Source organism: Roseibium sp. LAB1 (assembly GCF_054658235.1).
Genome location: NZ_BAAGIB010000002.1, coordinates 194830 through 220234, shown reverse-complemented (window position 1 = coordinate 220234; position 25405 = coordinate 194830). Strand labels below are relative to the sequence as shown.

At 58.4% G+C, this 25405-nt stretch carries 23 protein-coding genes; 16 read left to right on the top strand and 7 right to left on the bottom strand.

Going from position 1 to position 25405, the window contains the following annotated elements; genetic code table 11:
• Positions 1 to 64 precede the first annotated feature (64 nt).
• Positions 65 to 493, top strand: coding sequence for a GNAT family N-acetyltransferase (locus ACYQ54_RS11015; protein WP_460082090.1), 429 nt, complete (start codon positions 65 to 67; stop codon positions 491 to 493).
• A gap of 177 nt (positions 494 to 670) precedes the next feature.
• A complete protein-coding gene (locus tag ACYQ54_RS11010) occupies positions 671 to 1234 on the top strand; it encodes a hypothetical protein (RefSeq protein ID WP_460082089.1) in 564 nt (187 codons plus the stop codon).
• A 25-nt stretch (positions 1235 to 1259) separates the two neighbouring features.
• Here the strand turns inward: ACYQ54_RS11010 and ACYQ54_RS11005 are convergent, their stop codons facing one another.
• From ACYQ54_RS11005 to ACYQ54_RS10995, 3 genes are all read right to left on the bottom strand, one after another.
• A complete protein-coding gene (locus tag ACYQ54_RS11005; protein ID WP_460082087.1) occupies positions 1260 to 2282 on the bottom strand; it encodes a helix-turn-helix domain-containing protein in 1023 nt (340 codons plus the stop codon).
• Between the two features lie 679 nt (positions 2283 to 2961).
• Positions 2962 to 4287 (bottom strand): four-carbon acid sugar kinase family protein, encoded by a 1326-nt coding sequence (locus ACYQ54_RS11000; protein WP_460082084.1) that lies wholly within the window; start codon positions 4285 to 4287, stop codon positions 2962 to 2964.
• Positions 4284 to 5552, bottom strand: coding sequence for a ribulose-bisphosphate carboxylase large subunit family protein (locus ACYQ54_RS10995; RefSeq protein WP_460082081.1), 1269 nt, complete (start codon positions 5550 to 5552; stop codon positions 4284 to 4286). Before ACYQ54_RS10995 ends, ACYQ54_RS11000 begins: the two co-directional genes overlap by 4 nt.
• A gap of 116 nt (positions 5553 to 5668) precedes the next feature.
• Here ACYQ54_RS10995 and ACYQ54_RS10990 point away from each other — a divergent pair, with 116 nt between their 5' ends.
• From ACYQ54_RS10990 to ACYQ54_RS10955, 8 genes are all read left to right on the top strand, one after another.
• Positions 5669 to 6493 (top strand): phosphogluconate dehydrogenase C-terminal domain-containing protein, encoded by an 825-nt coding sequence (locus ACYQ54_RS10990; protein ID WP_460082080.1) that lies wholly within the window; start codon positions 5669 to 5671, stop codon positions 6491 to 6493.
• Positions 6494 to 6600: 107 nt separating this feature from the next.
• The gene (locus tag ACYQ54_RS10985; RefSeq protein WP_460082078.1) at positions 6601 to 7539 is read left to right on the top strand and encodes a substrate-binding domain-containing protein; all 939 of its coding nucleotides are present in this window, start codon (positions 6601 to 6603) and stop codon (positions 7537 to 7539) included.
• 111 nt (positions 7540 to 7650) lie between these two features.
• Entirely contained in the window at positions 7651 to 8319 is a 669-nt protein-coding gene (locus ACYQ54_RS10980; RefSeq protein ID WP_460082076.1) for a DUF2291 family protein, read from the top strand.
• Positions 8316 to 9878 carry a sugar ABC transporter ATP-binding protein gene (locus ACYQ54_RS10975; RefSeq protein ID WP_460082074.1) on the top strand — a complete coding sequence of 521 codons (1563 nt, stop codon included), beginning with the start codon at positions 8316 to 8318 and terminating at the stop codon, positions 9876 to 9878. Before ACYQ54_RS10980 ends, ACYQ54_RS10975 begins: the two co-directional genes overlap by 4 nt.
• Positions 9875 to 10939 carry an ABC transporter permease gene (locus ACYQ54_RS10970; protein ID WP_460082073.1) on the top strand — a complete coding sequence of 355 codons (1065 nt, stop codon included), beginning with the start codon at positions 9875 to 9877 and terminating at the stop codon, positions 10937 to 10939. Before ACYQ54_RS10975 ends, ACYQ54_RS10970 begins: the two co-directional genes overlap by 4 nt.
• Positions 10940 to 10949: 10 nt before the next feature.
• A complete protein-coding gene (locus tag ACYQ54_RS10965) occupies positions 10950 to 11975 on the top strand; it encodes a Gfo/Idh/MocA family protein (protein WP_460082072.1) in 1026 nt (341 codons plus the stop codon).
• Complete coding sequence (apnL, locus tag ACYQ54_RS10960) at positions 11857 to 13806, top strand: D-apionate lactonase (protein ID WP_460082071.1); 1950 nt, start codon at positions 11857 to 11859, stop codon at positions 13804 to 13806. Before ACYQ54_RS10965 ends, apnL begins: the two co-directional genes overlap by 119 nt.
• Before the next feature lie 71 nt (positions 13807 to 13877).
• Complete coding sequence (locus tag ACYQ54_RS10955) at positions 13878 to 14630, top strand: transcriptional regulator NanR (RefSeq protein WP_460082069.1); 753 nt, start codon at positions 13878 to 13880, stop codon at positions 14628 to 14630.
• A gap of 564 nt (positions 14631 to 15194) precedes the next feature.
• On the opposite strand, the gene ACYQ54_RS10950 is transcribed toward ACYQ54_RS10955, so the two are convergent.
• Both ACYQ54_RS10950 and aptA read right to left on the bottom strand, forming a co-directional pair.
• On the bottom strand, positions 15195 to 15320 hold the full coding sequence (locus ACYQ54_RS10950; RefSeq protein WP_460082067.1) for a hypothetical protein: 126 nt from the start codon (positions 15318 to 15320) through the stop codon (positions 15195 to 15197).
• A 95-nt stretch (positions 15321 to 15415) separates the two neighbouring features.
• A complete protein-coding gene (aptA, locus tag ACYQ54_RS10945) occupies positions 15416 to 16756 on the bottom strand; it encodes an omega-aminotransferase AptA (protein WP_460082066.1) in 1341 nt (446 codons plus the stop codon).
• Positions 16757 to 16872: 116 nt separating this feature from the next.
• Here aptA and ACYQ54_RS10940 point away from each other — a divergent pair, with 116 nt between their 5' ends.
• Positions 16873 to 17448, top strand: coding sequence for a cupin domain-containing protein (locus ACYQ54_RS10940; RefSeq protein WP_460082064.1), 576 nt, complete (start codon positions 16873 to 16875; stop codon positions 17446 to 17448).
• A gap of 15 nt (positions 17449 to 17463) precedes the next feature.
• On the opposite strand, the gene ACYQ54_RS10935 is transcribed toward ACYQ54_RS10940, so the two are convergent.
• Positions 17464 to 18333: a MurR/RpiR family transcriptional regulator gene (locus tag ACYQ54_RS10935; RefSeq protein ID WP_460082061.1), complete on the bottom strand. Its 870-nt coding sequence runs from the start codon at positions 18331 to 18333 to the stop codon at positions 17464 to 17466.
• 115 nt (positions 18334 to 18448) lie between these two features.
• On the opposite strand from ACYQ54_RS10935, the gene ACYQ54_RS10930 reads away from it, so the two are divergent.
• From ACYQ54_RS10930 to ACYQ54_RS10910, 5 genes are all read left to right on the top strand, one after another.
• A complete protein-coding gene (locus ACYQ54_RS10930) occupies positions 18449 to 19495 on the top strand; it encodes an ABC transporter substrate-binding protein (RefSeq protein WP_460082059.1) in 1047 nt (348 codons plus the stop codon).
• Between the two features lie 79 nt (positions 19496 to 19574).
• Positions 19575 to 20693 (top strand): ABC transporter ATP-binding protein, encoded by a 1119-nt coding sequence (locus ACYQ54_RS10925; RefSeq protein ID WP_460082056.1) that lies wholly within the window; start codon positions 19575 to 19577, stop codon positions 20691 to 20693.
• Entirely contained in the window at positions 20690 to 21625 is a 936-nt protein-coding gene (locus ACYQ54_RS10920) for an ABC transporter permease (protein WP_460082055.1), read from the top strand. Before ACYQ54_RS10925 ends, ACYQ54_RS10920 begins: the two co-directional genes overlap by 4 nt.
• A complete protein-coding gene (locus ACYQ54_RS10915; protein WP_460082054.1) occupies positions 21622 to 22452 on the top strand; it encodes an ABC transporter permease in 831 nt (276 codons plus the stop codon). The genes ACYQ54_RS10920 and ACYQ54_RS10915 overlap by 4 nt, the downstream gene beginning before the upstream one ends.
• Complete coding sequence (locus ACYQ54_RS10910) at positions 22449 to 23555, top strand: DmpA family aminopeptidase (RefSeq protein WP_460082052.1); 1107 nt, start codon at positions 22449 to 22451, stop codon at positions 23553 to 23555. Before ACYQ54_RS10915 ends, ACYQ54_RS10910 begins: the two co-directional genes overlap by 4 nt.
• A 59-nt stretch (positions 23556 to 23614) precedes the next feature.
• On the opposite strand, the gene ACYQ54_RS10905 is transcribed toward ACYQ54_RS10910, so the two are convergent.
• Positions 23615 to 25402, bottom strand: coding sequence for a gamma-glutamyltransferase family protein (locus tag ACYQ54_RS10905; protein WP_460082050.1), 1788 nt, complete (start codon positions 25400 to 25402; stop codon positions 23615 to 23617).
• Positions 25403 to 25405 lie beyond the last annotated feature (3 nt).

The following is a 25405-nucleotide window of genomic DNA, read 5'->3' as shown; positions in this document are numbered from 1 at the left end:
AGCGCTGAAAAATCACCTCATGACATGATCAGTTTCATTCAACAGAAAATGAGAAAGCAAGACAATGATCCGTAAATACAGAGCCGAAGATACCGAGGCCTTGATCAGTATCTGGGATAACGCAGAGGAGCTTGCGCATCCATTTCTGTCGTCCGAAGTGAGAGACCAAGTGCGCAGGGATATGCGCAGCTTGTATCTCCCAAATGCCGAAACGTGGGTGTTGGATGATGAAGGGGGCCCAGTTGGCTTCATCGCTATGATCGACAAAGAGATTGGCGGCCTATTTCTTGATCCTTCTCAGCAAGGCAAGGGCAAGGGCCGCGAAATGGTCGATCATGTTGTCGCGATCAAAGGGCCCCTTACCGTGGAGGTCTTCAAAGACAACAAGATTGGCCTGCCATTCTATGAACGATACGGCTTTGTCGTGACAGGGGAAGGAATGTTCGAAGCTAGCGGAGACGAAACCTTCAAGATGGCTATGCCAACTTCGTAACACGTGCTCGGAAGATATTTGAGATTGATGCCTTACGGTCCCAGAAAAAGTTCGCAAAGGCGATTTCGAACGTTCTGGATCGCGTATCTGGGCTTTTCAGGCACCGCGATTGCCTAATTGCAAGACGTTGCCGCTACATGCCGCAACTTTAACAACTTGCGCAAAAGGACCTTCCAGATGTCAACTAACCTCAACCCGTTCATTCGCTTGATAGTGCAAGCGACTGTACTTTTCACCCCCATCGCATCGATCGCCCAAGAAGGCCGTCAGCCAACCTGGCCAACAAGCATCGCGGTCCAAACCGAAACCGGGCAAAAAATCCCCGCTGGCGCTTACGGGGTTGTCCAGATTCAAACTCCTCGTGTTGCAAACCTTCTGCAGCTGCGAGGCGTTATGGGGCGTGGCATCGCCACAATACGAAGTGACGATAGCCAGGATTGTCAAAGCCTGCAGTTACGATTCGTCGCAGGAGATTTTGGGGGCGACAGTGTCTCGACCCACACAGGGCAACCCATTCGTCTAATCCTTCGGTCTGGACGCGTTTCAAATGCGCTGGCGCGGGGTGAAGACATCGTAAGTGACATGTACACCATTAGTAGCCAATCAAATGACCCAGACGCGGACATTATTATTGAAAGCGGATTAAGTATAAAGCACGGCTTCGTACTTAATCCGGGAACCTCCATTGTTGCGGACGTCTTCGGCTCGACGACAAGCCGCTTGAGCTGTTCAGAAATGTAGAGCCAGACAGGCAGGGCGGATGATATTAATCGTTTGCCCTGTCTGAACGAAACTGCGATGGTGTCCGCCCAGTGATCCGCCGAAACTCAGTATTGAAACTTGATTTACTGACAAACCCAGATTCAAACATCACCTCTGTGATCGGCAGTTCTGTTTCGCGCAAGGCATCTTGGGCATGACGGACACGAAAGCCGTTGATGTAACGAGAAAAATTTTCACCCGTTATTCGGTTAATCGCGGTTGAGACATCTCGGACTGGAACCGACAATCTCCGCGCAACGCGTGCGAGCGTCAAATTGCTGTCTGTATAGATGTTTGTATCGTTCATGAACGCATCGAGTTTAGCCAGCATTGTACGGTCGCTGTCAGAGGGACCCTCCGGGCTGGTAAGGCTGGCTTTTGTCGACCGCAACAACATCGGAACCCCAACTAGGGCGACAACAAAAATAAATGTCGTAAACACGCCTGATAGTCCGGTCAAGAATCTCAGTACAATGGCATCTCCCGCCAACATGCTGGCGGCAACGACCAAAAGGTCGGAGGCAACCATCAAACCAAGCAAGAATATCGCAGCATATAATGCGGAGCGCAGAATATGCAGCGCGTGCGGAGCAACGTGCACGAAATCATCCGCGGTACAGGGCAATAGCCGTGCCAACCGAAAAAGATAGACACTTGTAATACCCAGGACAAACACATCAGCGGACACTGGGAGGCCTAACATTATCGCGACCTGCGCGAAGACAACCGGAACGCCGTTCACGAGCAACGGTTTTCGCCATTCAGATGCGCCGTTCTGGGTCAATGCCTCGAAACCAAGATAGGCCGACGGTGCAATCATCACCGCCACCAACGGCTGAAGGTCCGCTGCCCACATCGTGTCAAATGAAAGTCGAAGCCCCAGCAGCAAGCCAGCGGCGGCCAGCGTTAGCAGAAAAGCACAAAAGAAAAATCGTGCCAAGAAAGGTATGCGCGTGTCTTGAGACAACGCAAATGCAGCAATTGAGGTCAAAATACTGACAATCCATGCAAGGGGTAGAGTGGTCATCATGCTTCCTGATTTTTATTGGGCAATCCAATTCTCCCCTCATCGAGGACTCGCTAACAAAAGCCAGCAGGTCAACAGTCATGCTGGGTTCAGAGCGAACATCTCACTATTTTGGCAGAATGGTAATCTTTACACGCCTCCCGATCACCACTGAGTTAAATTGGTCCGACTGCGAAAGCCGAACTTTTTCGCACTGCCGCTTATCCTCGGCGGGGCAGCCTGATCGGCGCACCACCACAAACATACTAATATCGCAAATAAGTCTGTGTGTTCACTTACGTGAGGCAAAATTCAGCCCCTCATTGACAACGAAGTATTTCACCGAAATCTGCCAGCGGTCATTCGCCGCGTTGCACAGTTAGGCCCCTCGATGCCGTCTGCTGCGCAACACCCCACCGTCGGCTTTGGGCCGGAATCGACACCACATCCAGGGCCGATGAATGTCAGCTAAGCCCGATCAGAGCAACTAAACCGTTCACAGATGGCTCCGGAGCTGATGGCCGTTCCTGGCGTAGCCTGTCGGTCAGCAAAGCGTCCCCAATTCAGTCGTTTAATGGAAGCTCTGCGCTGTCGAAAGCGGACATAGCAAATACTGAGATTGGTCTATCGATGGAGGTAATGGCACGTGTTCGGCAAGTCGCAAAAAGCCACTCTTTGGTTGCTTACATGGTTTCGTTATTCAGCCTTTGAACGCTCCGTCACGGAGATCCACGAAATACCTGTCATTTCCGATCTGACCGCCTTTCAACGCTATCTCGAATTCAGATCCTCCGCGGGTATGTGCAGTGCACACCGGTGAACCTGGTGTAGTCGGGATGGCGTGGCGGAGTGTCAGGGCGAAAATGTCTAGTGCGGCCAGAGCATGGCTTGACGTGTCTCCGCCGGCCACAGCAACACGCTCAAGATGATGCCGGTCCTTGAGGGTGGCCAGAAGGTGTCCAAGGGTCTTTCCGACGCTGTCGAGGTTCAACGGACCCGAAACCGTTTCGACCGCTTCGCCCCTGGCGGTGTAAAGGATCGGGCTCTGTCCTGCCTCGAGTGCCGCTGAAGCCATCTGCAATACGCGTTCGACTTCCTGCTTCAGTCCGTCACCGGTTGCAAGCGCCCTGAAGTCGACCTTTATTCCCTTGAAGCCCAGGTCTTCCGCGGTTTCGATCTGGCGCGCGGTTGTCGGCGAACAGCTTCCCGAAACAACCGCGATACGGGACTTGGCGACAAGGGGCGGCGATACTGCCGCCGGCGGGAGCAGGCCAAGTTCGCGCCATTTACGCAGGAGGGCATATTCGGCGCCGGACGAGCCGGCAATAAATGGTCCGAGATCCTGTCTGTTTTCCTCGAGATAGCCTCCTGCGGCCACCTGGGACAGGCTGTCGTAAACATCTATCAGGAGACTGGAGTTGCGCGCCTGGCCGATGTCAGGGGCCTGGTCGCGATTAGCGGCGATGGAGCCGTCCAGCGGGGTCACACAATCAAAAGGCAGATCTGTCTGTCTCGCCAGGTGTTTGACAAGGTCTGCCTCGTGCATTGGTGTTGCCGGGTGCCTGCTCATCACGGGATGCCTGTCTATCCTGTAAACCTCGTTTCGGTAAGCTGCGAACAGATTGCCGAAATAGGTGTAGCGCCGAAGTTGAGGGGCTCCGACGACAATCGCTGTCCGTTTCTGGCTAAACGTTGCTAAACCGATTTCCAGGGCACGGCCGATGGAGCCCTTTTTAGGCGAACTGTCGAAGGTCGAGCAGGTTTTGTAGTGGCAGAAACGGGCGTCAAGTGTCCAAAGCCAGGAGAAAATTGCCGGAAGGTGTTCCGACATCCACTCGGGTGTCTGGCTACGGCTGATGCCCGCCATGCCGACAGCGCGGCAATGCTTGAACTTGTCGAGCTGTTTTTCGCTGGGGATGGATGTGAACAGGACGGTTTCGACGCCTCCCGTTGTCAGGGCTTCCATCACGTCCGTCGATCCCGTGAAATCGTCACCGTAATAGGAAATGAAAAGATCGCTGGTCATTTCCTCTCTCCGGTGCCGTCTTTTTTCCCGAAGAGGTCCAGAGCCTCGGCAAGTTCCTTGTGGTCTTTCGCGAAAACATGTGCCGAAATTCCGCTTACGGCCGCCTCCGCGGCCTGTATCAGGCTCGCGACACCGCCGGCGACACCGCCGGGATGTCCCATGATCCCACCCCCGGCGCAATAAATGAAGTCGGTGTGCCCGACGGCCTGGCAGGTTTCCTCCATCTGGACGGCGGTCTGCCCCGACGAGAAGACCGGCATCGCCTGATATCCGTGTTCGACCGACAATGGATCGTCGAGAGATCGGGCGTTTTCGATGACCGTGGCGTCGGTTTCGCTGAACTTGTTGGCGATCCCGTTGACATGCAGGTGGTCCGCGCCCGCCAGCCGCCAGAACTTTTGCCAGACCCGGAACGAGATGCCGATATCCGGAGATCTCGAATAAACGCCCCAGCCGTTTCTATGGCAATGAAGCGGCAGGTCGACATGCCGCCTGATCGCAGTCAGGCCCGTGAGACCGAGCGGAAACAGGCTGACCATCGCGCAGGTGCCACCCGCCTGTTGCAGCAGGTCCGCATTTCGGCGCATCACGTCCAGTTCGTCGGTGACGTTGAAAGCATACATGACCTTCTTGCCGGTACGGTCCGCATGCGAGTTGATGACCTTCATCACCTCTTGCAGGCGTTCCTCGAAGGGGCAGTGAGGGCCGTTTGCCTGAAGTTCATCGTCCTTGATGAAATCGATCCCGCCTTTGACGAGTTTTTCGACAAGAGACGCGGTTTCGACAGGTGAGAGACCGACGCTTGGTTTCACAATCGTTCCGATCATCGGCCGGTCCCTGACACCGGCAAGCGCCAGCGTGCCCTGCCGGCCATAGGCCGGACCCGGATAAGCCGTGGTGAATTCTTCGGGAAAGGAAATGTCCGTCAGGCGAAGTGCGGACACGTCTGCCAGTTCGAAAAGGTTGCCCGCAACAGTCGCCAGGACGTTGGGAAGGGACGTGCCCATGTTGTCAAGCGGCCAGGAGAGAACGACCTCGCCACGCGTATAGGTTTCCGCGCTGATCCGGCACGGCAGCGAGGGGGCATTGCTTGTCGACGTCGCCGTGACCCGTTCGACCCTTGCCCCTGACCGCTCCCTCAACCGGTCTGTTTCGCCCGGCAGTTTCAGGAATGTTCCCGAGGATTGCTCGCCCGCGATTACCTCGGCGGCGCGCTCCAGGGTTGCCGGGGTTTCAAGATCATACGTTGCATAAAGCCTCCCCATACCTGTCCTCTGTCCTCCTTCAGCTCGATCATTGAGTATATGATTATCAACTTATCATACCAGTTGACAACATGATTTGTATGTGAATTTATTCTGGCAGCAAATTTGGAGGAAACATGAAAATCGCGCTCATCGGTGCGGGAGGAAAAATGGGGGTGAGACTCTCCCAGAACCTGAAAGGCTCCCGGTTCAACGTTGCCCATGTGGAGGTCAGCGATGCAGGCAGAGACCGGCTGAAGGCGGAGGTCGGCGCCGAATGTGTCGACGTCGACGCAGCGCTAGAAGACGCACGTGCGGTTATTCTTGCTGTGCCGGACACCGCGATCAGAAAGGTAGCGCAAGGTATCATCGACAAGCTTGCACCGGGAACGATGTTGATCGCGCTGGATGCGGCTGCCCCTTTTGCCGGGCACTTTCCCGAGCGCAAGGACGTGACCTACTTCGTCACCCATCCCTGCCATCCGCCGATCTTCAATGATGAAACGCAATTGCCTGCGAAACGCGACTATTTTGGTGGTATCGCCGCCAAACAGGCAATCGTGAACGCCCTCATGCAGGGGCCGGAAGAGGACTATGCAATCGGCGAGGAGATTGCAAAAACCATTTTCCAGCCAATCCTGCGCTCGCACCGGGTCTCGGTCGAACAGATGGCGCTTCTGGAACCGGGCCTTTCCGAAACCGTCTGCGCGACCCTACTCGTGGTGATGAAGGAAGCCATGGACGAAGTCGTCCGGCAAGGCGTCGACCCCGTGGCGGCCCGGGACTTTCTTCTGGGACACATGAACATTCTTGGCGCGGTCGTCATGGAAGAAGTCGACGGCGTCTTCTCCGACGCCTGCAACAAGGCCATCACCAACGGCAAAAAACGTCTCATGCGGGACGACTGGATCGGCGTGTTCAAGCCGGACGAAATCAAGGAAAGCATCCGGCAGATCACCTGATTGAGCGGCCGCCACGAAGTGTGGCGGGCGTTCAGACTGGTGCCGGGGGGCTTGGAGGAGTTCCGCGGGATCAGCCACGAAATTGAACCTATTGTTGGGAGGACAACATGAAATTCACGAGAAGAATCCTGCTTGCCAGCGCTGCTGTTGCAGCCACTCTGCTTGCACCCGCTTACGCGTCCGCAGCCGACCTCATCGCAATCATCACGCCGTCACATGACAACCCGTTTTTCAAGGCGGAAGCTGAAGGCGCGCAGAAACGTGCCGAAGAACTCGGCTATGAGACACTCGTTCTCGTCCACGATGACGACCCGAACAAGCAGAACCAGCTCTTCGATACGGCAATTGCCCGTGGTGCGAAGGCGATCATCCTCGACAATGCGGGTGCGGACGCGACCGTCGCTCCCGTGCGCCGGGCCAAGGAAGCCGGCATCCCGTCCTTCCTCATTGACCGCGAGATCAAGGAAACAGGCATTGCCGTTTCCCAAATCGTCTCTAACAACTACCAGGGAGCGCAGCTGGGTGCGGAAGAGTTTGTCAGGCTGATGGGCGAGGAAGGCAAATATGCCGAGCTTCTTGGCCGCGAAGCGGACACCAACGCCGGTATTCGTTCGGCGGGCTATCACGATGTAATTGACCAGTACCCGGATCTGGAGATGGTCGCCCAGCAGTCGGCGAACTGGAGCCAGACGGAAGCCTACGAAAAGATGGAGACCATCCTCCAGGCCAACCCCGAGATAAAGGGCGTCATTTCAGGCAATGACACTATGGCCATGGGGGCCTGGGCGGCACTCAAGGCTGCCGGACGGACGGACGTGATCGTTGTCGGGTTTGACGGCAGCAACGATGTACGCGACTCCATCCTGGAAGGCGGCATCAAGGCTACCGTGCTGCAACCCGCCTACCGCCAGGCTCAGATCGCGGTGGAGCAGGCCGACCAGTACCTGAGGACGGGTTCGACCGGTCAGGACGAAAAGCAATTGATGGATTGTGTCCTGATCAACAGCTCGAATGCCGGTGACCTCGAAACGTTCGCGCTGAACTAGGCCCGATATCACACCGCAGTGGTTGTTCCGCCGCGGTGTGATCTTTCCCACGAAAAACCTGAAAATCCTGCCGGACTTTGCCGGAAGGATTCTGTTCATGGAGGTTGCACAGTGGATCGCGGCGCAGTTCCTTCCCTGTTGTTAGTCCTTGCGGCTGTCGCCAGCCTGGGCGGTTGCAAACTCGAAAAGCATGTTGCCACGAATGACAGTGGCGGTCAGGCCCAGCAAGTCGTTTCGAGCGGTCCGGGCGGCGACATGGATGCCCTGGTTACGGACATCTGGGCCAAACAGGTTCTGCCACACCTTCAGCAAACGGCGACCGACATGGCCGTTCTCGGCGACGCGATTGCAGCGGATTTAGGTTCGGCCGGTGAAGCGTACGGCTATCGTCCGTCCAGCGAGGGAAGTCCCTGGAACTTCGCCGCGCGGGTACAGGGTACAATCCTGGCGGCCAAAACCGATACACGTGCCGCAACCGCGTATGTGGACGTTACCGCAGATGGCAAGGCGGACGTCATCCTGCAGCTTGGTCCGGTGATCCGTGGAACGGCGCTTCGGGATATCCTTCCCTTTGTCGATTTTTCTTCATTCACGGATCAGATAGAGTTCGCTCAGCTCTCCCGCTCCCTGAATACACAGGCCTACGAAAGCGCTCTGAAAGATCTGCCCCGCGACGATCTCGTGGGCAAGACTGTTGATGTGCTCGGTGCCTTCACGGTGCGCGGTGATGGTCCGCCATACCTGATCACGCCGGTGACGACGAAGTTTGGTGGATCATGACAGAAGCAAAGCACCAAATCGGCTTGTCTGTGCGTGCCGCAAACAAGGTCTATCCAGGCACACACGCGCTGAAGGACGTGGACTTCGATGTCCGGCTTGGCGCGGTGAATGTGCTCGTCGGTGAAAACGGCGCCGGCAAATCCACCTTGATGAAAGTGATTGCCGGCGTTGAGCAGCTGACCTCGGGAGAAATCCTGATGCAGGGGGAAAAGGTCACCTTCCCCGACACGCGCACGGCAGCGGCACACGGGATCGGCATCGTCTTCCAGGAACTCAACCTGTTTCCAAACATGACGGTTGCCGACAATATCTTCATCGCACGGGAAAAGACCCGCGCCGGAATCGATATCGCCGCAAGAGACCAGAGGGCGGAAGCCGCGGCGCTCATGCAGCGCCTCGAGCACGACATATCACCGGATGCGATGGTGTCCGACCTGCGCATCGGCGAGCAGCAGATCGTCGAGATCGCCAAGGCGCTTGCCCAGGATGCGCGGATCCTGATTATGGACGAGCCGACCTCCGCCCTGAGCGCGGCGGAAGTCGAAATCCTCTTCCGGGTCATCGCGGACCTGAAGAAGCGTGGTGTCGGCATCGTTTACATTTCGCACCGTCTGGAGGAGCTGATCCGGATCGGCGACTACATCACGGTGCTGAGGGACGGTGCGCGGACCGGTGCCAGAAGCATGGACGGCGTCGACGTGCCCTGGATCGTGCAGAACATGATTGGTGCGGCCTCGAAGGACTTCGCCAAGACGGTCGAACACGACTTCGGCGACGAGGTGTTCCGCTGCGAGAACATCAGCCTGATGGGCCGGACGGGAAAGCGCGTTGTCGATGATGTGTCGCTGTCCTTGCGGGCGGGCGAAATTGTCGGGATCTACGGCCTCATGGGCGCGGGGCGCTCCGAGCTGTTCGAATGCATCATGGCTCAGCATCCCCATTCCACGGGCGATTTCTACGTAGAGGGCCGGCACCTGAACGAACCCGATGTAGCAGGCCGTATCGGGCGGGGACTGGCGCTTATCCCCGAAGACCGGAAGTCGGAGGGCCTGATCCAGATCCTGCCGATCCGGGAGAACATGTCCCTGTCGAGCCTGGGTAGTTTCGTAAAGGGCATACACCTCAGCCTTGGCGCGGAACGGGAGACGGTGAAGCGGTTCGTCAAGGACCTCGCCATCAAGATCGCCAGCATGGAGAACCCGGTCAGTTCGCTTTCGGGTGGCAACCAGCAGAAGGTCGTGATCGGCAAGGCGTTGATGACCTCGCCCAAGGTCCTTTTGATGGACGAGCCGAGCCGCGGCATCGACATCGGTGCCAAGGCCGAAGTCTTCCGCACCATGCGACGGCTGGCGGCGGAGGGGTTGGGGATCCTGTTCGTCACTTCGGATCTCGAAGAAGTCATGTCCCTGTCCGACCGGATCATCGTGATGTCGAACGGCAGCACCACGGGCGAGTTCGATGGTGCCAGCGTCAGGGAAGAACAGATAATCGCGGCTTCCGCGATCGGTCACGCTCCTGCCTCCGAGGCAGGTCATGTCATTGGGAGTAGTAACGGATGACATCAGTCACCACCTTGCAGCCTTCGGGCACCTCCGGCGGACAACCGATGATCCTGCTGCTGCTGAAGCTCAGGACCTTCATCGCCTTGATCGCGGTGTTTGCCTTCTTTTCGTTTGCGGCTCCGAATTTCCTCAGCACCGCGAATTTCGTCATCATGTCCAAGCATGTGGCACTAAACGCGTTTCTGGCGATCGGCATGACCTTCGTCATTATCACGGGGGGGATCGATCTCTCGGTTGGGTCGATTGTCGGCCTGTGCGGAATGGTGGCGGGCTTTCTCATCCTCAACGGTATCGATCTGGGGATCGGGTATTCGCTCTATTTCAACATCTTTGAGATCATTCTCATCACGCTTGCGGTCGGTGTTCTTGTCGGAGCGATAAACGGCGTGCTGATAACGCGCCTCAATGTGGCACCCTTCATCGCGACGCTGGGGACGCTTTACGTGGCACGCGGCCTGGCGCTGCTTTCCTCTGACGGGGCGACTTTCCCAAACCTCGTCGGCAACGAGGCCTACGGATCGACGGGTTTTCACCTGCTCGGGACGGGAAGCTTTCTCGGCATTCCGGTTTCCATCTGGCTGCTGATTGCCGTCGGGCTGGCCGCTGCCTATATCGCCGGGCGCACACCACTGGGACGGCATATCTATGCGGTCGGCGGCAACGAGAAGGCGGCCGCCCTCTCCGGCGTGAAGGTCAACCGCGTCAAGATGTTCGTTTACATGTTCTCGGGTTTCTGCGCCGCCATCGTCGGCCTTGTCATCTCGTCACAGCTGGTGGCCTCGCATCCGGCGACGGGCGAGACCTTCGAACTCAACGCGATTGCCGCGGCTGTCCTCGGCGGCACGTCCATGTCGGGCGGCCGCGGACGGATTGGCGGAACGATCGTCGGCGCATTCGTGATAGGCGTGCTGTCCGACGGACTCGTGATGATGGGTGTCAGTTCCTTCTGGCAGACCGTCATCAAGGGCCTGGTGATCATCGCCGCGGTTGTTGTCGACCAGGCGCAGCAAAGGCTGCAGGCCCGCGTAGCACTGCAGCAGCAGGCCGCCGCAGCATGAGGAGGATTTCATGAAGAAAGGCGCACTGATCGGCTGCGGTTTTTTTGCCCGGAACCACATGCACGCATGGGCCGATGTCGAGGGAGCAGCCATCACCGCGTTGTGCGACCGCGACGAGAACCGCCTGAAGGAGACGGCGGACCGCTTTGGCGTCGAGCGGACCTATACCGATGCGGCCGATCTATTGAAATCGGAAGAGCTCGACTTTGTCGATATTGCCACGACGGTTCAGACCCACCGGCCATTGGTCGAACTCGCGGCCGGATCGAGAGTGCACATCATCTGCCAGAAGCCCTTTGCTGACGCGATGGAAGATGGCAAGGCAATGATCGATGCGGCGGCCTCCGCCGGCGTGACCTTAATGGTGCACGAGAACTTTCGCTGGCAGTCGGCAATCCGGGCTGCAAAGGCCGAACTCGACAAGGGAAGCATCGGAACGCCGTTCTGGGGACGGGTCAGTTTCCGTTCGGCCTATGATGTCTATTCCGGCCAGCCGTATCTTGCGACGGATGACCGTTTCATCATTCAGGATCTGGGAATCCACATCCTGGACATTGTACGCTTCCTGTTCGGCGACGCGCGCACGATCTCCGCAAGCACAAAACGCGTCAATCCGGCCATTCGGGCGGAAGATGTCGCGACCATGATGCTAGTACACGAAAGCGGCGTCACCAGTGTTGTCGACTGCAGCTATGCATCACGGCTCCCCCGGGAGAGCTTTCCCGAAAGCCTTCTCGAGGTGGATGGCAGCGAGGGAACGCTGAGGCTGATGCCCGGTTACAGGCTGGTGCTGCACAACGCGTCCGGCACCCGGGAACTGGACGTATCGCCCCCGCTGCTTTCTTGGGCGGAGCGCCCCTGGCACAACATTCAGGAAAGCGTCTACAACATCCAGCGCCATTTCATCGATTGCCTGAATGCTTCCAGCGCGCCTGAGACATCGGGACTGGACAACCTCAATACGTTGGAACTGGTCGAGGCTGCGTATCTTTCCGCTGCCGAGAACAGCCGGACAATCAAGCTGGACACCGCCTGACATGAGCGAAGAGAGACGCATTCGCCTGTACGGAACGGAAACGGTCCCGGAGCCATTCCGGATATTGCGCGCAGGGCCGCTGGAAGTGCGGCTGGAAAACGGAAATCTGCGGTACATCCGTTTCGAAGGCCATGAAGTTTTGCGGGCCATATCCTACGTTGTACGCGACAGGGACTGGGGCACGCTTGCCGCGACCATTTCCGATCTCGTTATCCTGGAAGAGCCCGGGAAGTTTGAGATATCCTACGTTTCCAGTTACCGGAACCAGGGGGCGGATCTCAGCGTCAAGGCACAAATCACCGGAACGGAAACCGGGTCTTTGAGATTTGCCTCCTCGGCTGTCGCCGACGGCGTCTTCGAAACCAACCGCTGCGGTTTCACCGTTTTGCATCCGATCAATGGAGTGGCCGGCGAACCCCTCGAGGTCGAGCATTGCAACGGCGCGGTCGATCGAACCAGGTTTCCCGACCTCATAGACCCCTGGCAACCCTTCAAGTCAATCCGGTCGCTGACCCACGCACCTGCGCCGCACTTGAAGGCCCGATGCCGGATGGACGGCGACGAGTTCGAAATGGAGGACCAGCGCAACTGGTCCGACGCCTCCTACAAGACCTATGTGAGACCGTTGGCGCTACCCTGGCCGTATGTCATGGACGCGGGACAAGAGGTCAATCAGTCGGTAACACTCGAAATTGAGATGAGTGAAATCGAAGGTGCATCGGTCTTCCCGGCACGGCATGGCAATGCAACCGGAGCTGTTGAGATTGTTGCAGGCGAAGCAACAAAGAGCCATCTGCCGCAAATTGGACTGTTGATCAGCCCTGAAGACACCAGATCCGCCATCGAACACGTCGGGCTTCTGGAAGAGGTAAACCCTGCCGCACTCTTGTGTCATTTGGATCCAACACTATCGCACGGATTGAAGGAACTTGAGAATTTCCGGTCCTTGCAAGACCTTTTCCAGGCGTCCTACGATCTCGAATATGTAGTCGCCTGTGATGGAGACCTTGAGGCAGAATTTCAGAACCTGGCCAGCATGGTAAAACGAAGCGGGCTTGAGTTGAACTCAATCGCGGTTTGTCCTTCTGTAGATCGTCGGTCGACACCACCGGGAAGTGAATGGCCCGAGTGCCCTCCATTGTCGATAATCTATGCAGCTGCAAGACAAGCTTTTCCCACGACAAAGCTCGGCGGCGGAATGTTCAGCTATTTCACTGAGTTGAACCGCAAACGGCCTCCAGTGTCATTGCTGGATTTTGTCACCCATTCAACCAATCCGATCGTTCACGCGGCCGATGACGACAGTGTCATCGAAACACTTGAAACCTTGCCGCACATCACGCGCTCTGCCCGGGCACTCATCGGCAAGGACAAGGAATACAGGCTTGGACCGTCGAGCATCGGCATGCGCCAAAATCCTTACGGTTCCCGGACTTTTGCCAATCCCGGCAAAAATCGACTTTGCATGACCCATGACGATCCGCGCCAACGTGGCCTTTTCGCCGCAGCCTGGACCATGGGCTATGCTTCCGCGATTGCACAGGCTGACATTTACCAATGGGTTCCGGCCAGTTTCACTGGCCCAAGAGGAATCGTTGACGAAGCAAACGGATCTCTTTGGCCTGTCGGTGAGGTGGTCTCGACCCTCGCTGCACTGAGCGATGCAAAGGTTATAAAATGCGACTGTGTAGGAGCGGATAAAATAGCTTCTCTTTGTGTGGAGAAAGATGGTGAGGTTCTGAAGATTGCCTCTAACCTGACAGACCAGGAGTTGGAAATTGCCTGTGACGATCCGACGACGCTTGGTCCATTCGAAGTTCTCCGGCTATAAGTACTCCGAAGGGTGATGAATCTGCAATCATTTGTGACGTTGAGTTGCCGCAATATGCAGAAAACCCAACGATGAAAGGATCAGATTGGCGGGTCATGGAAAACTGGAACGGCACGGGAGCCGGTGACGACAAGATTGTCCGGCGAAAACTCTCCGATCAAGTTTTCGATCGATTGCGTGAAATGATCGTGCGGGGAGAGCTTGCTCCCGGCGATCCCATGCCGTCCGAGCGTGAATTGATGCAACGTTTCGGCGTCGGCAGGCCTGCCGTGCGCGAGGCCATGCAAACGATGCATACCCAGGGGCTCATTTCGATTTCGCAAGGAGAGCGCTCCCGGGTCAGCGAGCTCTCAGCGGATCTCGCGTTCCGGCAGATGGACATGGTGGCGCGCATGCTGTTGTCCGCTTCTTCGGACAATCTTGAACACCTCAAGGAGGCGCGCAGACTGTTCGAGGTCGGCATGGTCCGGATCGCGACCGAAAAGGCCTCGCCAGAAGACCTTTCCGAGCTCAAGCAGCTTGTCATCGATCAAAACGATCTGCTCGGCAATCCGTCCGATTTCATCAAGACCGATATCGCGTTTCACAGCAAGATTGCATCCATCTCGGGCAATCCAATTTTTGCAGCGGTGAGTGACGCCATGCTCAACTGGCTGTTCAATTATCATACGGACCTGCTGATCTGGTCGGGACGAGAAAAGGTCACACTTGCCGAGCATTCGAAGATCGTCGAGTGCATCGAAAGTGGTGTTGCTGAAGATGCCGAAAGCGCGATGCGTTCACACTTGAACAGATCGCAGGATCTTTATCGGCATCACGTTTGAATTTACCGTCGGAAGCTGAGGCAACCGGAAAGGAAGCAGAAAGCAAGTTGGCAATGCCCTTCCAAAGCATGTGACCTCCATCCGCTCATAGAATACCGGTGAATTGTGCGCGCGTCAGATACGTTCCAGAAGTTTAAAGCCGGTCCTCCCACGCGTGTCAACATTGTCCGCATTGCCGGGGTCTGGTTGCCGGCCGTCTTTGCAGATGCAACGAATGTCTCCTTTGACTGGCCGCATCGCAGCGAAGTGGAACCGGACGAATGGCAGCAGTGGGCCGAATGCCACAGTGCACCTGCTTTATGCGAATGTCCGCTTCAATGACTTTGCACACAAATCTCGCCGGTTCCCTTTCTGCCCCATACCGGATACGAGCCGGTTTCCTTGCGACGAGTATCCGTGAGCGGTCCACGACTTCATGAGTGCCGTATTCACACCGGAAGCGCGTGACCTATTCCGTGAAACGAAGAGCTTTATGGATGGCGTTCGGTTCACGCCCGAAAAGCAGACGCTCCGGCAGAATACGGTGATCGGCACCTCAGAGGCGCTATAGCGACCTTTCGTCCGTCAGTGTATTGTCTGCACCCAACGGGCGATTTCGTCCTGCTCAACCGTAAGCGAGATTGCCGAGGCAGTGCAGACCAGGTCGTTGAAGGTGATATCCGTGCGAACCTGGCCAGTGTCCTTTGCCACAGGGTCGATAACCCGGCAAGACATGCGAACAGGACAGAAGAAAAACACCCCCGCCGGTTACCCGGCGGGGCTTTAATGTTCCGGTCGGCAGAAAACTACGCTGTCTCGGACAGAACCGCGCCAAGCGTCTCCACCATCTGGTCGATCATCTCTTCCTCCACAATCAAGGGAGGTGACAGTGCGATGATGTCGCCGGTAACGCGGATCAGAAGCCCGGCTTCAAAGCATTTGACGAAGACTTCGTAGGCGCGCTGACCCACGGCTCCCTCGCGCGGTTCAAGCTCGATCCCGGCAATCACGCCGATGGTCCGGATGTCCTTGACGTGTTTTGCGCCCTTGAGCGTGTGGATCTTGTCCTGCCAAGAGTTTGAAATCTCGGCGCCTCGGGTCAAGAGGTTCTGTTTCTCGTAGATGTCGAGCGTGGCAAGGCCGGCGGCGCAGGCAACTGGATGACCGGAATAGGTATAGCCGTGAAAGAGTTCTATCGTTTCGGCAGGCCCATCCATGAAGGCATCATAGACGGCGTCCTGCGCGAAGACCGCGCCCATCGGAATGACGCCGTTGGTCAGGCCCTTTGCGGTGGTGAAGAGATCCGGTTTCACGCCGAAGAAGTCTGAGGCGAAGGGGGCTCCAAGCCGCCCGAAACCGGTGATGACCTCATCGAAGATCAGCAGAATGCCGTGACGGTCACAAATCGCGCGCAACCGTTCCAGGTATCCCTTGGGCGGGATCAGCACGCCGGTGGAGCCGGCAACCGGTTCGACGATGACCGCAGCGATCGTTTCCGCCCCGTGCAGGGCGACGATCCGCTCCAGATCGTCAGCCAGGTGAGCGCCCCAGTCCGGCTGACCCTTGCTGAAGCTGTTGTGTTCGGGTGCATGGGTGTGCGGCAGGTGATCGACGCCGGTAAGAAGCGAGCCGAAATGCCGGCGGTTGTTGACGATGCCGCCGACGGAAATGCCGCCGAAGCCGACACCGTGATAACCGCGTTCCCGGCCGATCAGACGGGTACGGGAGGCCTCTCCGCGGGCACGGTGATAAGCCAGAGCCATCTTGAGGGCGGTGTCGACGGATTCTGATCCGGACCCGGTGAAGAAGACGTGGTTGAAGCCATCGGGCGCAACCTGTTTCAGCCGGTCCGCAAATTCAAAGGCGATCGGATGGCCCATCTGGAAGGACGGGGCGAAGTCCAGTTCCGACAGCTGCCGGGCGACCGCATTGGTGATTTCCTCATGGCCGTGCCCGGCGTTGCAGCACCACAGACCCGCGGTGCCGTCGAGAATGGTGCGATTGTCATCGCTGCGGTAATGCATGCCCTTGGCGGAGACCAGCATGCGCGGCGCCTGCTTGAACTGCCGGTTGGCGGTAAAGGGCATCCAATAGGCATCAAGCGGCTGGTTGGATCGAAAATCTGTGTCGTTACGGACGATGTTCATGGATGTCTCCTCGGTCGTTCCCTCTAGGAAGCGCCGATTTCGACTTCGCGAAAAGTCTGTTTCTTCTCCATGCGAACGCATTGAAAAGAAGCACATCGAGTGACAGAGTGTTTATGATGGTAAACACACTAAACACCGATGACTTCTCAAAGGACGTTGGATTGCGCTTGCGGGCGATCCGGCAAGCGCATGGATATTCGCAGCGGGAGCTGGCCAAACGGGCGGGTGTCACCAACGGGTTCATCTCCCAGCTTGAAGCGGCAAAGATCAACACATCCCTCAGCGCACTGAAGCGCGTTCTGGACGGCATACCCATCGGGTTGTCGGAGTTCTTTGCCTATGAGCCGGAGCGCCAGGAGCAGGTGTTTTTCGGAGCGGATGAGCTGACCGAAATCGGCAAGGGCACCATTTCCTACAGGCAGGTCGGCAACAGCCTGTTCGGACACGATTTGCAGATGCTCTATGAGGTTTATGAGCCGGGCGCGGATACGGGGCGGGTCATGCTCAGCCACGAGGGTGAGGAGGCCGGGATCGTCATTGAAGGGCGGCTTGAGGTTACTGTCGGTGAGGAGAGAAAGATCCTCGGGCCGGGGGATGCCTACCTCTTCAAGAGCACGACGCCGCACAGGTTCAAGGCGCTCCGGAACGAGCGGTGTGTCGTCGTCAGTGCCTGCACGCCGCCCACGTTCTGAACCTGGGTCCACACTCTAGAACAATCCGAGCTTCTTCGAATTCGCCTTCCATTGCACCAGCCGGTGAGCGGAAGCTGTCTCGTTGGCCCTGGCGGCCACATCAACCATCAGGCTGAGCGCGGCAACAATGCCGATGGTCGATTCCAGAAAAAGCCCTGTTCTGGAGGGAGCATAGATGGCTGCGTCGGCGATCTCCCGGCTCCAGTGGCAATATTCATCGGACACCACAATGACAGATCGGCCCTGGCTCTTGGCCAGCCGGGCAAGCTTCAGCGACTCCGACGCGTAAGGAACGACATCCACCAGTATGAGGCAACTGGAGGCCGCGCTTTCCGGGCTCTGGTCGAGCCATTCGCCCAGCATGCTGTCATGGGCGGACAGGAAGTGGACATTCTTGCGAGCGAGCGCCAAACGGCGGGCAAAATCCTCCACGGTTCCGCGGATCGATTGAAACCCAGTGGCAAAAATCGTCTCGGCGTCCGACAGCAGCCGGGAGACTTCGTCCCAATTGCCGCCCTGGGTCTGGTTGAAGACATTGGTCAGCCCCTGGACCTCGGCCTCCAGGGTTTCAACGAAACGGACGGGAATGTCGCCGTCGGTGACGAAGGAGGCGGTGGTAACCGAATAATGCTCGCGCAGGAGCTGCTTGAGCCCCTTCATGCCGTCGCATCCGAGGCGGCGCAGCAACCGGCCGACGGTAACCTCCGACACGCCGGCCTTTTCCGCGAGCGACTTGCCGGTTTCCAGTCCGAGAGATGAAATATTCAGGCTGACAAACTGCGCAAGCCGGGCTTCCTGCTTGGGGAGTTTCGGCGTTTCATCCTGCAAGCGCTTGAGGAATTCATCGAATTTGGCCTGGGGAAAGGACGAGAACCCGGCTTCCATGTCAGCTCCCAAAATGACAGAAAAATAACATTTGACAGAAATGTCATAATTCAATCTCCTTTTGGACGCAAGCCCGTTCACCTCCCAGAAACGTGGCAGCAAACCAGAGGGTTCCATGACTAACGACACGCTGAAGAGAGTTGCCAAGGCAACACTTGCGGCAGCGGCACTGGTGGCTGTTGCCAGTGCTGCGCAGGCCGACGAAGAACTGAATCTCTACAACTGGGGCGACTACATCAATCCGCAGGTCCTGGCCAAATTCACCGAGGAGACGGGGATCAAGGTCAACCTGGACACCTACGGCTCCAACGAGGAAATGCTGGCGAAGATCCAGGCGGGCGCCACCGGCTACGATATCGTGTTCCCGTCGGTCCACATGCACGACATCATGTTCCAGCTCGGCCTTTTGGAAAAAACCGATATCGGCAGCGATCCGGCCTTCAAGAACATCGATCCGCAGTTCATTCGCGCGAAGACCGATCCGGATGCCGAATATTGCCTGCCCTACGCGTGGGGCACCGTCGGCATCGCCTACAACAAGAAAAAGGTCGCCGAGATGACCGGCTGGGAGGACTTCTTTGCCCTTGCCGACAAGGGCGAGAAGATCATCCTTCTGGACGATCTGCGTGAGACCATCGGCATCGGCCACATCATGAACGGCACATCCGTCAACTCCACCGACGAAGCCGAAATCAAGGCTGCCGCCGATTACATTCTGGAGCGCAAGAAGAACGTCACGGCCTTCACCTATGACAGCATTCCGCTGGTCCAGTCGGGCGATGTGGCGGCGGCGCATTGGTATGTCGGCGCGAATATCTTCGTGCAGCAGGCTCCGGACGTGCTTGCCTATGTCATTCCGAAGGAAGGCGCGACCATGTACCAGGAGGACATCTGCGTCCTCGCCAGTGCTCCGAACAAGGAAAACGCGAAAAAGTTCCTGCAGTTCTATCTTCAGCCGGAAATTGCCGCGCTGAACGTGCAGCAGCAAATGAACGGCACGCCCAACCTGCCGGCGCGGGAGCTTCTACCGCCGGAAATCGCCAACAATGAAAGCATCTACCCGCCGCAAGAGGTGATGGAAAAGCTGCAGATCTTCGAGGATCTCGGCCGCGACCTGCAGCTCTACAACAGCGAATGGACACGCATCAAAACGGCTCAGTGACGCCGGATGCGGACGACCGTCATGATGAGACTGCGCGGCCTTGGGCCGCGCATGTCACCTGACGCTCCGAGGGGGTAGAATGCAAGGAATTCTAAGGATCGAGAACGCCTCCAAGAGCTTTCATGCTCCCGAAGGCGGCGTTATTCGTGCGCTGGACAACGTGTCCCTGACAGTGGCTCACAACGAGTTCCTGACGCTGCTTGGGCCATCGGGCTGCGGCAAGACCACGTTGCTCAGGGCTGTCAGCGGGTTTGAGGATCTCGACAGCGGCGAGATCTACATAGATGGCCAGCCACTGTCCAACCAGCCGGCCCACAAACGGCCGGTCAACACCGTCTTTCAAAGATACGCCCTGTTTCCGCATCTGTCCGTGGAGCGGAACGTGTCCTACAGCCTCGAGGTTGGCGGCGTCCCGAAGGCGGAGATCAGGGAGCGTGTCGGCAGCATGCTCGAGCTCGTCGGCCTTGCCGGCATGGGCGCACGCAAGATCGGCCAGCTTTCCGGCGGCCAGCAGCAGCGGGTGGCGCTTGCCAGGTCACTGGTTGCCCAGCCGAAGATCCTGCTGCTGGATGAGCCCCTGTCGGCGCTCGACAAGAACCTGCGCCACAAGATGCAGCAGGAACTGAAGACCCTGCAGCACGAACTCGGCATTTCCTTCATTTTCGTCACGCACGATCAGGAAGAAGCGCTGGTGATGTCGGACCGGATCGCGGTGCTGAACGGCGGCACCATCCAACAGCTTGATGCCCCGGAGGAGCTTTATCGCCGCCCCGGGAACGAGTTCGTCGCCCGCTTCATCGGTGAAAGCAATCTTCTGGATGCCACGGTGGTTTCGGTTGAAGGCGAAAGCTGCGACGTCGTGCTGGCCGACGGCACCGTCATTCGCGATTGCCCGGTGAACGGCCTGAAGCGGGGCGATCCGGCAAAGGTGCTGATCCGGCCGGAAAACCTCGTTGAAAGCGTTGGGCAAAGCAATCCTGACGAGCGTGCTGGGCACGAGATCTCGGGCACAGTCAGCCAGAGCTTCTTCGCCGGAACCGACTATCATCTTGTCCTGGCGTGCAAGGGGTTGCCGCCTGTCCGGGCGTCGCTTCGGGCGGGGCCAGGCACGTCGCATCACACGATCGGCGAACAGACTTCGCTGTTCGTGCCGCATGATGCCGTGCACCTCATTCCAGGACAGGGAGCGCCGGCATGAGCAAGGCGCACCACACCCTGGAACACAGGCGAAAGCTGACGCTGTTCGGCCTGCTGCTGCCGCCGTCCGCCTTTCTCGCGGTCTTCTTCCTCGGACCGCTCACCATCATGATCGTCTATTCCTGGCTCACACCGGGGCTTTATGGCGGTGTTGAATGGAAGTTCTTCCACCTGAACTACGGCCGTATTCTGGGCTGGGCCGACACCAAATACGAACGCTTCGATCCGGTCTATTTTGAAATCTTCCTGCGTTCGGTGAAGCTCGCCGCGACAACTGTTCTCCTCAGCCTCATCCTTTGTTACCCGGTCGCCTTCTGGGTGTCGCGCATGCCGGAGAAGCGGAAGAACCTGGTTATCTTCCTGATCACGCTGCCGTTTTTCATCAGCCTGATCGTACGCCTGTTCGCCTGGGTCCTGATCCTGCGGCCGACCGGCTTTTTCAATCAGGCGCTGATGGGCCTCGGGCTGATCGATGAGCCGTTGGAAATCATCTTCACCGGAACCGCGGTCGTCATCGGCATGGTCTATGTGTTCGTGCCTTTCATGTTCCTGCCGCTCTACGCCAGCATCGAAAAGCTCGACCTCAGCCTGATCGAAGCCTCGCAGGACCTGGGCGCCAACCGGATTCAGACCTTCTTTCGCGTCATCCTGCCGATGACCCTGCCGGGCATCGTCGGTGGCTCGATCATCGTCTTCATCCCAAGCCTCGGCAACTTCATCGTGCCGTCGCTTCTGGGCGGAGCAAAGGTGGTGATGATCGGCAACCTGATCGAGCAGCAATTCCTGTCGGCGCGCAACTGGCCTTTCGGAGCCGCGCTCGGAATGATGGTCATGGCCGCCGTGCTTGTCCTGCTGCTTTACTACATCCGTATCGTCACGCGCGAAGACCGGCGGTCGGGGGCAGCGAAAGTGGCAGAGGAGGTCGCGACATGAGACGCAAGATCTCCTTGAGAAACCTGGCCCTGTCGGTCTACGGCTGGCTGTTCCTGATTTTCATTTATGTGCCGATCCTGTTGATCACGGTGTTCTCGTTCAACTCCAACCCGGTCAACATGATGATCTGGCAGGGGTTTACCTTCGACTGGTACCGGACGATCTTCGGCTTTCCGACGGAGCTGAACGAGCTGACGCTCTATGTGGAATCGACCGATCAGCTCTATAGTGCGGTGCTGAACAGCCTGACGGTGGCTCTCATCACCACGGCCGTGTCGACGGTGCTCGGCACGTCGGTCGCGCTGGCAGTCGCCCGCTTCAGGTTCCGCCTCAAGAACTTCTACCGCGCCCTGATGTTCATGCCGATGATCATGCCCGACATCATCCTCGGCATAGCGCTTCTGATCTTCTTTGTGTCCTTTGGTTTCGGGCTTGGGCTGCACACCATCATCATCGGCCACTGCACCTTCCTCAGCAGCTATGTGTTCATCGTGGTCAGCGCCCGTATCTCGGATATGGACGACAGCCTTGAAGAGGCATCGGCGGATCTGGGGGCGGACGGCTGGACGACGTTCAAACGGGTGACCCTGCCGCTGATCGCACCGGGGGTTATCGGCGGCGCCATGCTCGCCTTCATCATCTCGATGGACGATCTGGTGATCACCTATTTCATCTCCGGCGTCGATTCCACCACGTTGCCGGTTCACATCTACGGCATGCTCCGCAGGGGCATCAAACCGGAAATCAATGCAATCGCCACGGTCATGCTGGCGTTCTCCTTCATCATCGCCTCCGTAGGCCTCTACATGCGGTCCCGCAAGAAATGACGCAGAAACTCAAGTCCAAACGCGCCCGCGATCTGGGGCTGCCCATGCCGGGCACACCGGGACCGCAAAACGCGATCACCGATGTCGAAGGTGTGCTTGTCGGCTACGAGACGCTTTCCTCAAGACGGACACCGGCGCTGGCGACAAACGGCCTTCCGGTACAGACCGGCGTGACGGCAATCCTGCCCCGGGGCCGCTTGTCGACTCCGCGTCCCGTGTGGGCGGGGCTGCATGCGCTGAATGGTAATGGCGAAATGACCGGCAGCCACTGGGTCAGGGACGCCGGCTATTTCACCGGTCCGATCCTGATCACGAACACGCACAGCGTGGGCGCCGCGCATGAGGCCGCCGTGCGCTGGATGGTCGACACCTACCGCGATGCCTGGGAAAACAACCATCTTTGGGCGATGCCGGTTGTTGCCGAAACCTATGACGGAGTCCTGAACGATATCAACGGCCTGCATGTGCGGCCGGAACACGCGGCAAAAGCCCTTGAAAATGCAACATCAGAACCGCCCGCCGAAGGCAATGTAGGTGGCGGCGCGGGCATGATCTGCTACGAGTTCAAGGGCGGAACCGGCACGGCCTCGCGGCGTGTCGAAGCGGGTGGAAAAACCCATACGCTCGGGGTTCTTGTGCAGGCCAATCACGGCGTTCGGCCATGGCTCAAGGTGCTGGGACAGCCGGTAGGCGAGAAAATGACGGAGAACCGGATACCCGGTTTCAATGCGGAACGCGGGTCGATCATCGTCATCATCGCAACGGATCTGCCGCTGCTGCCGTGCCAGCTCGACCGCCTGGCCCGCCGCGCGACCATCGGCATCGGTCGGGGCGGCACCCCGGGCGGAAACAATTCCGGCGATATCTTCCTTGCCTTCAGCACCGCCAATGAAATGGATCTGCCGCAGCTCAGTGGACCGTGGAAATCCATGGTGTCGCTGAACGACGATCTGCTCGATCCGGTCTATATGGCCGCTGTAGAAGCAGTCGAGGAAGCCGTTCTCAACGCCATGCTGGCCGCTGAAGATACGCCAACGGCGCGTCCGTCCGGCGCGGTCTGCCGGGCAATCGATGCCGAAGCCCTCAGGAAGCTCCTCGCATAGCTCAGACAGAGCACACCGGTGCCAATGTCTGCAAGGCACCGGTGGGCTGATGTTTGTCTTTATCGACCGATGGCGTAGGCCTGCATCAGGCGCGGTGTTGCCGCTGCCTTCAGAACGCCGTCAGCGCTGCGTTTGGCGGCGGTCAGCCGGCCGATGGTCCAGTTGCCGGAAACCTCCACCGAATGCCCGCGGGCCCGCAGCAGATTGATCGTCTCGGCGCTGAAATTGCCTTCGGCCATCACGTGCCCCGGCTGGCGCTGGCGCGGGTGGAAGGAGGTCGGGAAATGGGTGGTGTGGAACAGCGGCAGGTCGATGGCTTCCTGCAGGTTGAGGCCGTGATGCACAAGCCGCAGGAACAGGGAGAGCTGCCACTGGTCCTGCTGGTCGCCGCCGGGCGTACCGAACACCATCGCCGGCCGGCCTTCGTGGAAGGCAAGGCTCGGTGTCAGCGTGGTGCGTGGGCGTTTGCCGGGCGCCAGGCTGGTCGGCAGGCCCTCTTCCAGCCAGAACATCTGCGCGCGTGAATTCAGGCAGAAACCGAGCGCGGGAATGATCGGCGAGGATTGCAGCCAGCCACCGGACGGTGTTGCGGCAACCATGTTGCCCCAGCGGTCGATGATGTCGAGATGAACCGTGTCGCCCCGCCGCTCCGAAAGATGCGCCATCGTCGGTTCGTAAAGACCCGTGTTGGCAATGCCGGCGCGTTCGATCACGGCCATGTTGGCCGCCACCTGGTCCTCGAAGCCCGGCAGAACGCCGGGGCGCAGGTCGAAGGAGGCGGTGTCGGAAATCAGTTTCCGCCGCGCGTCATTGTAGTCTTCCGACAGCAGTGTGCTCATCGGAACGTCAACAAAGGCCGGATCGCCGTAATAGACTTCGCGGTCAGCATAGGCGAGCTTCATGGCTTCCGTCACATGGTGGACGAAGTCGGCGCCGGCCGGGTCCATGGCCCCGATGTCGAAGCCTTTCAGCAGAGCCAGCGCCTGCAGCAGCACGGGCCCCTGTCCCCACGGGCCGGTCTTGGCAACGGTCCAGTCGTGATAGTCGCCCAGGAGCGGATCTTCGTAAGTCGCGCTCCAGCTCGCCAGATCGTCGGCGGTGAGCACACCCTTGTGCTTGGCGCCCGAGCCATCCATCACCTCGGTCTTTTCCAGGAAGGCCGCAATCTCCTCGGCAATGAAACCGCGATAGAAACAGTCGCGTGCCGCGTCGATCTGGGCCTCGCGGCCGGTCTGGCCTTCCGCTTCGCTCAAAAGCCGCGTCCAGGTCTGGGCGAGAACCGGGTTCTTGAACATCTCGCCGGCTTCCGGCACGGTTCCACCCGGTACCCAGGTCTCAAAGGACGTCGGCCACTCTGTCTGGAAGAAGTCCTTCAGGCCGCCAATGGTTGCCGCTGCGCCCGGCAGCATCGGCTGGCCGTTTTCAGCGTAATAGATCGCAGGCTCCAGCACGTCGCGCAGGCTCAAGGTGCCGTGGTCGCGCAGCATCAGCATCCAGCCGTCGAAAGCGCCCGGAATGACAGTCGACAGCAGACCGTTGCCCGGAATGAGATCCAGGCCCTCCGCCTTGTAATGCTCGATTGTGGCTCCCGCCGGGGCAGGGCCCTGGCCGCAGACAACCTTGGTTTCGCCGGTACCGGCCTTGTGGAAGATCACCGGCAGGTCGCCTGCCGGACCGTTCAGATGCGGTTCCAGAACCTGCAGCACAAGCCCGGTCGCGACGGCGGCATCGAAGGCATTGCCGCCTTTTTCCAGGATGCTCATGCCGACGGCGCTTGCGATCCAGTGGGTGGAGGTGACGACACCGAAGGTGCCGGTGATTTCGGGGCGGGTGGTAAAAGTCGGCATGAG